6 protein-coding genes are annotated in these 11,512 nt (G+C 53.1%); 4 read left to right on the top strand and 2 right to left on the bottom strand.

Annotated elements, in window-relative coordinates; genetic code table 11:
• Positions 1–113: 113 nt before the first annotated feature.
• Positions 114–1,913, top strand: a complete 1,800-nt coding sequence (locus ACO064_RS14095; protein WP_421827928.1) for an acyl-CoA dehydrogenase family protein — start codon at positions 114–116, stop codon at positions 1,911–1,913.
• A gap of 133 nt (positions 1,914–2,046) precedes the next feature.
• Here the strand turns inward: ACO064_RS14095 and ACO064_RS14100 are convergent, their stop codons facing one another.
• Positions 2,047–2,571 (bottom strand): pyridoxamine 5'-phosphate oxidase family protein, encoded by a 525-nt coding sequence (locus tag ACO064_RS14100; RefSeq protein WP_421827929.1) that lies wholly within the window; start codon positions 2,569–2,571, stop codon positions 2,047–2,049.
• Positions 2,572–2,809: 238 nt separating this feature from the next.
• Between ACO064_RS14100 and ACO064_RS14105 the strand changes: the two genes are divergently transcribed.
• From ACO064_RS14105 to ACO064_RS14115, 3 genes are all read left to right on the top strand, one after another.
• Positions 2,810–8,269 carry an alpha-2-macroglobulin family protein gene (locus ACO064_RS14105; RefSeq protein ID WP_421827930.1) on the top strand — a complete coding sequence of 1,820 codons (5,460 nt, stop codon included), beginning with the start codon at positions 2,810–2,812 and terminating at the stop codon, positions 8,267–8,269.
• 213 nt (positions 8,270–8,482) lie between these two features.
• Entirely contained in the window at positions 8,483–8,683 is a 201-nt protein-coding gene (locus tag ACO064_RS14110) for a hypothetical protein (RefSeq protein ID WP_114407472.1), read from the top strand.
• Positions 8,684–8,821: 138 nt separating this feature from the next.
• On the top strand, positions 8,822–10,756 hold the full coding sequence (locus ACO064_RS14115) for a glycoside hydrolase family 9 protein (RefSeq protein WP_421827931.1): 1,935 nt from the start codon (positions 8,822–8,824) through the stop codon (positions 10,754–10,756).
• Positions 10,757–10,773: 17 nt separating this feature from the next.
• On the opposite strand, the gene ACO064_RS14120 is transcribed toward ACO064_RS14115, so the two are convergent.
• Positions 10,774–11,511, bottom strand: a complete 738-nt coding sequence (locus tag ACO064_RS14120) for a response regulator (RefSeq protein WP_421827932.1) — start codon at positions 11,509–11,511, stop codon at positions 10,774–10,776.
• Position 11,512: the final 1 nt, after the last annotated feature.

An 11,512-nucleotide genomic window follows, 5' to 3' on the forward strand; every position in this document is an offset into this window, starting at 1 on the left:
ACCGCCGTCAAATTAAACCCGTATGCTTGCATACTATCTCTACTTTTTTTACTTTTGCAGGGTAACGGTATGCCTGCATACCAACCTATAAACCCCTATTCGACCTACACATCATGATTGCAACGGACCATAAAGCATCGCTGAAAGGCGGAGAGTTTCTGATCAAAGAAACCGATGCCGCCCAGGTGTTCATTCCGGAGGAATTTTCGGAAGAGCAACAAATGATTGCCGCGACTTGCCGCGAGTTTCTGGAGCGCGAAATCTGGACTCGTCTGGATGAAATAGACCAGGCCAAATCGCCGGACCTGATTGCTTCATTGATGGACAAAGCCGGGGAGCTGGGCTTGCTCGGCACGTCGGTTCCGGAAGAATACGGCGGTTTTGGCATGAACTTTAACACGTCGATGCTGGTGACGGAAGTAACCGGCGCCGGGCATTCGTTCTCCGTGGCGCTGTCGGCGCACACTGGCATCGGAACCCTGCCGATTGTGTATTATGGTAACGACGACCAGAAATCGAAATACCTGCCCAAACTGGCAACCGGCGAGTGGAAAGCCGCCTACTGCCTGACCGAGCCGGATTCGGGTTCGGATGCCAATTCGGGCAAAACGAAAGCCAAATTGACCGAAGATGGCAAACACTACGTCATCGATGGCCAGAAAATGTGGATCACGAACGGCGGTTTTGCCGATCTGTTCATTGTTTTTGCCAAGATTGATGAGGACAAGAACCTGAGTGCGTTCATTATCGAAAAGGATTTTGGTGGCATTACAATGAACGAGCCGGAGCACAAAATGGGGATCAAAGGCTCCGACACCCGTCAGATTTTCTTCAATGATTGCAAGGTACCGGTCGAAAATCTGCTGTCGACGCGGGGCAATGGGTTTAAAATTGCCGTCAATATTCTCAATATCGGCCGGATCAAGCTCGGTGTGGCCGCCGTTGGTGGGTCGAAAGAAGTGATCAACAACGCCATCCGGTACGCCAACGAACGCAAGCAGTTCAACACGCTGATTTCGAGTTTTGGTGCCATCAAGCACAAGCTGGCCGAAATGGCCGTGAAGGTATACGCCTGTGAAACCGCCTGTTACCGCGCCGGACAGAACATCGACGACCTGATCGAAACCCTGAAAGTCAACGGTTTGGGCGATTCCGAAGCCAAACTGAAAGCCCTGGAGCAATTCGCCATCGAATGCGCCATGATGAAAGTCCACGGTTCCGAAACACTGGACTATGTGGTCGATGAAGGCGTTCAGGTCTACGGCGGCATGGGCTATTCGGCCGACGCGCCGATGGACCGCGCCTACCGCGACGCCCGCATCAACCGGATTTTTGAAGGCACGAACGAAATCAACCGGATGCTGACCGTCGACATGATTCTGAAACGGACCATGAAAGGCGAACTTGACCTGATGAGCCCGGCGATGGCGGTTTCGAAAGAAATCATGTCGATCCCGGACTTTAGTGCCGACGAAGAAGAAGTGCTGTTTGCCGCCGAGAAAAAAGTGCTGCGGAATTTGAAGAAAGCCATTCTGATGGTGGCAGGGGCGGCTGTTCAGAAGCTGATGATGAAACTCTCGGACGAACAGGAAATTCTGATGAACCTGGCCGATATGGTCATTGAACTGTACGTCGCCGAGTCGGTTTTGCTGCGCGTTGAAAAACTGACGGGCCTCAAGGGCGAATCTCCGGTCGCGTTGCAGAAAGACCTCGCGCTGGTGTATCTGCACGAAGCGGTCGAGAAAATCAACAACGCCGGTCGGGCCGCCATCTCCTCGTTTGCCGAAGGTGACGAACTCCGCGTGATGCTGATGGGCCTGAAACGCTTTACCAAAATTGAACCACTGAACCTGAAAGACACCCGCCGTCGGATTGCCGATGCGATGATTGCGGAGAATAAATATATTTTCTAAAAAACTCAGGTCTAGCGGTTTTTCATAAACCGCTAGACCGACCGGTTAACTTCACAACTAAAAACCAAAATTGTATAAGCCGACTGCGGATTCGCGGTCGGCTTTATTGTTTTGCTTCCTTTCAGCAAATGAATCAGACTTTCAGCTCGCCTTCCACGCCGTCGTCCATCGTTTTGCCGGTTACCAGCGAAGCCGCCATCTTGATGAACGACACCGCACGGTTGTTTTTCGTATCCCAGTAGCGGCAGGTTTCGGGCTGCACGCGGATCACCGTCAGATCTGGATCGTCTTTGCCGCCCTGAAACCAGATTTTTGCGAAGGGCGTCCAGTATTCTTCGATTTTCTGGCGGTCTTGCGAAACGGTAGCCGTACCGTACAAACTGAGGTATTCGGAGGGGCCTTCCTTGCAGAAAAAAAGCTGCACCGCCGGATCGGCGGCCAGTTCCTTGTTTTTGTTCGAGGAGGCCGCGCTGAGAAAATAGAGTGCGCCATCATCGTCTACGCCCTGCAACGCCATCGGCCGGCTGGGGGCCGGGCGGCTATCGGTGAAGGTCGTAAACATACACATGCCTTCGGCGAGGTCTTTTAGTTTTTCAAGGGCTTCAGTTCCAGCGAGATTCTGGATATGGCCGTCTTCGTCGTGTCGGGGATCTTGCATGACTCCGTTGAAATAAGGGTGAGTCGGCAAAACGGCTTGTGCGTGCTTTATGTTTTTGCGGATTGGCGAGACCGATTGTGTGGCCCCTCATTCCGTAGAACCGATCCAGGTTTCCCTTCCTGCCATCTGTGATATAGCGGTGATTACCAGCCTGAAACCGCCATTTATTCATTCCTATTGCAAAATGCCAACTATTTTTAAGACCTTTCGCCGTTCTTCTCCGTAACAATTCTAAACCATGAAGACGTACCTGCGTTCGTTAACGGCCCTTAGCGTCCTGTTTTTTTTTAGCACCTGTTCCCATCTCAGTAATTCCGTCCGGCTGATCAATCAAAACTTTGAAGAGGAAGTGGGCCGGAACCAGAATCTGGTCTTTACGTTCAGCAAAGACCTCGTACCGGACGGTCGGCTCAACGAATGGGATTCGACGCAATACGTGGTTTTTGAACCGGCGGTTGCAGGAAATTTCAAGTGGACTGCCCCCAACGAACTGGTGTTTTCACCGGCAATTGCTTTCAAACCGGCGACGGAATACAAAGCCGAACTGAACAACGCCCTGGTTCGCCAGCAGAAAGACGCGCAACTCTCTCTCGATAATGAAACCATCGCCTTCCACACGCCGTATCTCCAGCTCGCCGACACCGAATTCTGGTGGACGCGGGGCGAGAACGGGCGCCCGGTTGCCAAAGCGAAACTGAATTTCAATTATCCGGTGAGCGGAGCCGAACTGGCCGGTTTACTAAAAATTGAAGCCGAAGCGGAAAAACCGCTGACAACGCAGGTTCTGCAAACGTCGCTGAACGAAACCATCCCGGTTACGCTCGCCAACGCCCCCGCTTCCCGCAGCGAAACCCCGCTGAAAATTCAGATTGGGCAAGGCCTGAAAGTGCCGAATACGGCTTTCAGCACCAAAGAAGCGTTTGAACAAACGACCGCGCTCCCCTCGCAATACAGCCTGGAGGTGGTGGATGTTAAAACCGGCTTCGAAAACAACGAAGGCGTTATCCGAATCATTACGACGCAGGAATTGCAGGCCAGCCAGTTGAGCAGCTATTATACCCTGACACCGGAAGCCGAAAGCCGAGCCGAACTCACAGAGAACGGTTTTATCATCCGTGGTAACTTCAACGAAACCGAAACCTACGTGCTGACGCTCACCAATCAGCTCAAAGGCGTTTTGGGCGGACGACTGGACGAAGCGGTTTCGAAAGACGTGTTTTTCGGAAAAATGCCCGCCGGTATTTCCTTTGTCAACAAACGGGCGGTTTATCTTTCGTCGAAAGGCGCGAAAAACGTAGGCGTTAACATCGTCAACGTGCCGAAAGTGGACGTAAAGATTGCGAAGGTGTACGAGAATAACATTCTGCACTACCTGCGCTCGGGTCGCTACGAAGAAAGTGGCGAAATCGACGGCGAATGGAAACCGCTCGGAACGCACTATTATTACGACGATGAACAACAGAATTACAGCGATATCATCGTTCAGAAAACCGTTGAAACAACCAATTTGCCCAAAGCCAAAGGCGTTTCGGCCTTAAACCTGTCCCTCCCCGACCAAACCGCATCCAGTCCGAATCCGCCCCGGGGGATTTATCTCGTTACGGTCAGTTCGAAAGACGATGCGTACATCAGCGCGACCAAACTGATTTCGGTCTCGGACATTGGCCTGATTACCAAACAGGGCAGCGACGAAGTGTGGGTATTTGCCAACTCCATCAAAACCGCCGAGCCGCTGGCAAATGTCGATATCACGCTGATCAGCAGCAATAACCAGGTCATTGCCACGGTGCAAACCAACGGCAAAGGCGTGGCGCATTTTGAAAAAATAACCGCCAAAAATCCCGGTTCCAAACTGGCGATGGTGCTATCCAAAACCGAAGATGATTTCAATTATCTGTTGCTGCAGGACGCGAAAGTCGAAACGTCGCGCTTCGAGGTAGAAGGCAAGCGCGACAACCCGACCGGTTTTGATGCCTTTGTCTACGGTGACCGCAACATTTACCGCCCCGGCGAAACGATTCACTTCAACACCATCATCCGAAACCCGGTTTGGGAAAGCGTCGGCGAGATTCCGCTGAAGATTAAAGTGCTGTCGCCCAACGGCAAGGAATACCGGGTGCTGCGCCAATCGACCAACGAGCAGGGCGCCGTGGCTACCGACGTACCGATCGATCCGGCGGCCGTCACAGGCACGTATGTCACGGAAATTTACAACGCCAACGATGTGTTGCTGGCATCGCGGAACATCAGCATCGAAGAGTTTATTCCCGACCGCATCCGGGTGGAAGCCCGCACCGAACGCGACGCCTACCGAACCGGCGAAACCGTCACAATGACCGCCACCGCGACGAACCTGTTTGGCCCACCCGCCACCGGGCGAACCTACGAAATGGACCTGCAACTGAAGCAACGGGCATTTACGGCCAAACAATTCCCGGACTACACCTTTGCCATCGAGAGCAATACGTCGTTTGAAAAAAATCTGCGCCAGGGCGTGACCGACGCCAGCGGCCAGGCCGTTGAACGGTTTCCGATTTCGACCAGCTACCGCGACATCGGCGTGTTGGAAGGCAAACTGTTCGTCACGGTTTTTGACGAAAACAGCCGCCCGGTCAATCGACTGAAGCAACTCGATGTGTTTACACAGGAAACTTTTTACGGCATTCGGCTGGCCGATTCGTACGTCGGCACCAACGTTCCGCTGCCCGTCGATGTGGTGGCCGTGGATCGAAACGGCAACTTGCAAAAAGGAGCAACGGCCCAGGCGGAGGTGGTGCGCTTCGACTACCAGACGGTTGTTGAAAAACAGTACGACCAGTTGCGGTATGTCTCGAAAAAACGCGAAAAAGTGGTTTACACCAATAATTTGAGTTTCGGCGATGGCCGGGCCAAATTCAGTTACGTGCCGACAGTTTCGGGCGAATACGAGGTGCGCATCCGGCGGACGGGCAAATCCGGCGAGGTAGCTGCGGCTTACACGGCGGTTTCGTATTACGCTTACGGTTTTGGCACCACGCAAAGTTCGTCGTTCGAAGTCAGCACCGAAGGGCAGGTTTTGATGGAGTTCGACAAAGAAAAGTATCAGGTGGGCGATAAAGCGAAAGTGTTGTTCAAAACGCCGTTTGCCGGAAAACTGCTCGTCACGCTGGAACGCAACAAAGTACTGGAAACGCATGTGCTGGAAACCGATCAGAAATCCGCCGAGCTGACGTTCAGTTTGTCCAATGAATATCTGCCAACGGTTTATGTGACGGCGACACTCATCCGGCCCGTTGATGGCTCGAACCTGCCGCTGATGGTCGCCCACGGTTTTGCGCCGATTTCGGTAGAAGACCCGGAAACGAAATTGCCGGTGGAAATTACGGCGGTGACGCAATCCCGCTCCAAAACCAAACAGCACATTTCGGTCAAAACCAGCCCGAATGCCGAACTGACTGTGGCCGTCGTCGACGAAGGAATCCTGCAACTGAAGAATTTTCAAACGCCCGACATCCACGGTTATTTTTACCAGAAACGCGCCCTGGAAGTCAATAGCCACGATTTGTATGCCTTCCTGTTTCCTGAACTAGCACTTTCCGGTAGTTCGTCGTTTGGCGGTGACGGCTACAATCTGGGCAAACGCATCAATCCGCTGAGCAACGGACGCGTCAAACTGGTGGCCTTGTGGAGTGGTGTTCTGAAAGCCAACGGTAGCGGAGAAGCCAGTTTTGACATCGCGATTCCGCAGTTTTCGGGTGATTTGCGGGTCATGACCGTCGCCTACAAAGACAAAGCGTTCGGTTCGGCGACGAAGAACATGAAAGTGGCCGATCCGCTCGTCATCAGCACCGGCGCGTCCCGGTTTTTGAGTCCGGACGACGAGCTGAGCCTACCCGTGACAATCAGCAATACCACCAAAAAACCGGCAATCGTGACGGCTTCGCTCAAACTGAGCGGGGCTTTACTGGCCAACGGCGCAACAACGCAGCAACTCACCATCGGGCCGGGGCAGGAAGCCCGCGCAAACTTCGCCGTCAAAGCAAAAACCGCCATCGGCACGGGCAACATCACGGTTTTGGTGAGAGGATTGAACGAAACCTTCAGCGAAAGCATCGACCTCACCGTCCGGCCGGTGACGTCTTTGCTGAAAACCGCCCAATCGGGTGTCGTGGCGGCCAATCAATCCCAAACCATCGACCTGACCAATCCATACATTCCCGGTACGGTGCGGAGTCAGTTGACCGTCAGCCGGTCGCCGATGATTCAGTTGAGCAAGGAGTTGTCATACCTGCTCGGCTATCCGTACGGTTGCATGGAACAGACGATCTCGAAAGCGTTTCCGCAGTTGTATTTTGCCGAAGTGCTCAAAACGATGGGCAAACCGGGCACCTATTTTGTGCGTTCGGGCGACAGTGATCTGAATCCGAATTACACGGTTCAGGAAGCCATCCGGCGCGTGGAATCGATGCAACTGGCCGACGGCGGTTTTAGTATGTGGCCCGGTTTGCCGACAGAAGACGGCTGGGCGTCGGCTTACGCGGTTCATTTCCTGACTGAAGCCCGACGCGCCGGTTTTGAAGTGAGTCCGTCGGTGTATAGCAAAGCCTTGGATCGTCTGACGATTCGCACGGGCAGCCCCGCGCTGGAAGATGAAATTGTCTTTTCTGAATCGGGCAATACGGTTCGTAAAATCGTGAGCCGGCAGAATCTGTACGGTTTATACGCCCTGGCGCTGGGTGGGCAACCCAATCGTCCGGCGATGAATTACTACAAAACCGCAGCCCAGCGCCCGAACGAAAGTTCACTAACACCGGATAGCCGGTATTTGCTGGCAGCCGCGTTTTACCTGACCGGCGATACGCGGAGTTATACGGTTTTACTACCCAAAAAATTCACCAATACGACCAGTCAGCGGCAATCGGGCGGGAGTTATGCTTCGCCGATTCGGAATCTGGCGCTGGTGCTGAATACGTTACTGGAAACCGATCCGGACAATTTGCAGATTCCGGCCCTGGCCCGGCAATTGTCGCAGGCCCTGAACACCAGTTCGTATCTGAACACGCAGGAATCGGTTTTTGCGGTTTTGGCGCTGGGAAAGATTGCCAAAAAAGCCGCGACCTCGACAGCCACCGCCACGCTGTCGGCAGATGGCAAAACCGTGGGGCAGTTTACCGGCAAAACGCTGAATCTGACCACCGGCATTGCCAACCGGAAACTGAAGCTGGCGGCTCAGGGCAGCGGGAGTCTCTACTGGTTTGCCCAAACCGAAGGATTGAGTGCGACGGGAAACTATACCGAAGAAGATGCCGGTTTGCGGGTTCGGCGGGAATTTCTGGACCGCGACGGTGGGCCGATGTCGTCGTTTAAACAGAATGATCTGGTGGTGGTCCGGATTTCACTGGCGAGCGACAACGGGGTTCCGGTCAACAACGTGGTGGTGACGGATATGCTGCCCGCCGGTTTTGAGATCGAAAATCCGCGCCTGACCGAACCGCGTGAAATGCCCTGGATCAAAGGGGCTTCGACGCCGGAACACTTCGACGTGCGCGACGACCGGATTCATTTTTTCACCTCCGCCGGAACAACCGTTAAAACATTTTATTACCTCGTCCGGGTGGTGTCCAAAGGGCGGTTTTCGATGGGGCCGGTTTCTGCCGACGCGATGTACGACGGCAATTTGCGGAGTTATTCGGGGGGCGGAATCCTGACCACATACTAACAAAAAAAAATCGAAAAGTGACTTTTGAGACTAAGTTGCGTCTATTAAGTATATCCCACCATTTTATCCGGTGGGATGAGTTCATTCCAAGTCGGTTAAACCATTCGTTTTCCCCTGATTAGAAGCAGGTTGATTCGAATAAACTGTTTTAACGGGTTGGAGAAAGGCGTTTTGTGGTCTACCTTTGTGTCACCGAAAAGATTAAGTAATCGTATGCAATACAATCGCTATTACCTCTTATCCAGCATGATGGGCGATGAGTTATATCGTCAGCATTCATCTAAAAAAGATCAACCTATTGAGGAGAGTCTGGAAAAGCGTTTTAATCTCCTTTCGGAGATTCCGCTGGATCAATTTATACGCAGTGGCATGCCGTGGCTGCGTATTCTCGAAATGCTCGAACGGCGCTACTAACCGTATTGGCCGCTTATCCTTATACTATATCCATCCGTGAACCCATTCCTGACGATTTTTAGCCAAAGTCGGGAATGGGTTTATTTCATTTAACAGGAGTTTCCTCTGCAACCGGTAAAAATTGTAACTTGCCTATCGATGAGGAAATTATTTTTGCTGATTGGTTTTATTGTCTGGCTTTTTGCTTTCAAATCCACCGTTGACGAACAGGCCTGGATCCGAATCAATTCCCTCGGCTACCGGCCCGCCAGTACGAAAGTAGCCATCTGGGTCGGAAAAACGGAGGAAGCCGTCGCGCAGCCTTTTCAGGTCATCGACGCCCAAACCGGAAAAGTCGTTTACGAAAATCCGGTTGGAAAAGACTTCGGTGCGTACGGCCCTTTTGTGCAAACCCACCGCCTGGATTTTTCCGGTGTTCGCAAACCGGGGACCTACTACCTCAAAACCGGTACCATTCAATCGCCCGAATTTCGGATTGCGGACGACGTATACAACGGGGCGGCTGATTTTTGCCTGCGGTATATGCGCCAGCAGCGCAGCGGTTACAACCCCTTCCTGAAAGATTCGTGCCATACCCACGACGGTTATACGATGTATGGCCCCATGCCCGATAGCACCCACATCGATGTGTCGGGTGGCTGGCACGACGCTTCCGACTACCTGCAATACGTGCCAACCTCCGCCAACGCTACGTACCACCTACTGGCCGCTTTTCGCGATTTTCCGAAAGTTTTTGGTGATCAGCACCTGGCCAACGGGCTTGAAGGAACGAACAACCAGGCCGATGTGCTGGATGAAGCCCGCTGGGGCCTCGACTGGCTACTGAAAATGCACCCCAAAGACGACTGGATGTTCAACCAACTGGCCGACGACCGCGACCATTCCGGATTACGCATTCCCAAACTGGATTCGGCGTATGGAAAGGGCTATGAGCGGCCTGTATATTTTGCGACGGGAAAACCGCAGGGGCTTTTCAAACACAAAAACCGCGCAACAGGCGTTGCTTCCACGGCGGGCAAATTCAGCAGCGCGTTTGCGTTGGGTTACCAGATGCTGCGCAAACGGGATCTGGATTATGCCGACAAATTATGGGAACGGGCACAAAGTGCCTATATGCTGGGCCTGCAAAAACCGGGTGTTTGCCAGACAGCGCCGGGCCGGGCACCCTATTTTTACGAAGAAGACAACTACGTCGATGATATGGAACTGGCGGCTGTCGAGATGTACAATGCCGCCCGGGTGCAGGGCTACAAAGCGGCCGACTACCTCAATAGCGCCTATGCTTACGGTTTGATCGAACCCGTAACACCCTGGCTGGGAACCGATACGGCCCGGCATTACCAGTGGTATCCATTTATTAACATCGGCCATTTCGAAGTCGCCAAACGAGTTGTCGATACCCGTCGGCAACATATGGTTGGTTTTTACCGGGATGGGATTGAGAAAGTCTGGCAGAAGGCGCAGAGCAACGCATTTTACCGGGGCGTTCCGTTCATCTGGTGCAGCAACAACCTAACAACCTCTTTCGCCATTCAGTGTTACTGGTACCGCAAACTAACCGGCGATACGCGTTATCTGCAACTCGAGCAGGCCTGTTTCGACTGGCTGTTTGGTTGCAATCCGTGGGGAACCAGTTTTGTGTACGGTTTGCCGGCCGGTGCCGACACCCCCGCCGATCCACACTCTGCCTTTACCCACCTCAAAAACTACCCCATCGACGGCGGTTTGGTCGACGGGCCTGTGTATGGCCGGATTTACAAGAATCTGATCGGGATCGAGTTGAAAGAACCGGATGAATATGCCGCGTTTCAGAGCGATCTGGTGGTTTATCACGACGATTACGGCGACTACAGCACGAATGAGCCGACGATGGACGGCACGGCTTCGCTGATTTACCTGCTGGCGGCCAAAGAGGGCGAAACGGCAGCGGCAGCCCCGGTGGCGGCTCCGGCAAAAGCGAAGGTGGTCAAAAAGAAAACCTCGTCCCGCAAAAAGACGGTTCGCAAAAAATCGTCCGGACGAAAAAAGGCACCGGCCAAACGTTCGTCGTCAAAGAAAAAACGGAGACGATAAGCGGTTTTCATGTCTCTTTAACGGGTCCGAACCACCCCCAGCTTTTTTAGCAGATCGGTCCGGTTGCTTTCCGGAATAGAAATGGGCGTGCTCTGGTTGCGCATCAGCAACTGGCTCCGTTCCAGACGCTCGATGTGATTCAGATTGATCAACAGCGAGCGTGACAACCGGTAGAAATAGGACATGGGGAAATACTGAGCCAGATAGCCCAGATTCATGGACAACAAATGCGGTTTTTCTTCATTCACCATAAAAACCTTGACGTAGGCTCCCTCAGCCAGCAGATAGAGAACGTCAGGCAGCAATACCTTCTCATACCCCTTATTGATCGGCAGAAACAACGTCTCGGGAACCGCGGTGTGGCTGGCCCGCTGGGTCAGTGAACGATTCGTATAGGCCAGTTCAATCTGAAAAACAATTTCATTTTGGTGAAAGGGTTTAATCAGGTACGCAATTGGCTTGGTTTCTTTGGCTCGTTGAAACGTCGGCGTTTCTGAATTGGCGGTCAGGTAGATAATGGGCATCCAATGCAGGGCCAGCATATCCCTGGCGGTCGTAATGCCGTCAGCCGTAGATCGTTCGAGGTGAATATCAACCAGTGCCATATCCGGGGGTTGTCGCCGGACAGCGGCCATTGCTTCGTGGTAATTCCGGGCGATCGTCGGCACCCGGTGCCCGGCACTTTCCAACGCTCCTTTGAGGTCATGAGCCGTCAACAAATCATCTTCAATAATCAGGATGGTTAAGGATTCCATG

The sequence above is a fragment of the Larkinella sp. genome, assembly GCF_965227735.1.
Classification (GTDB): Bacteria; Bacteroidota; Bacteroidia; order Cytophagales; family Spirosomataceae; genus Larkinella.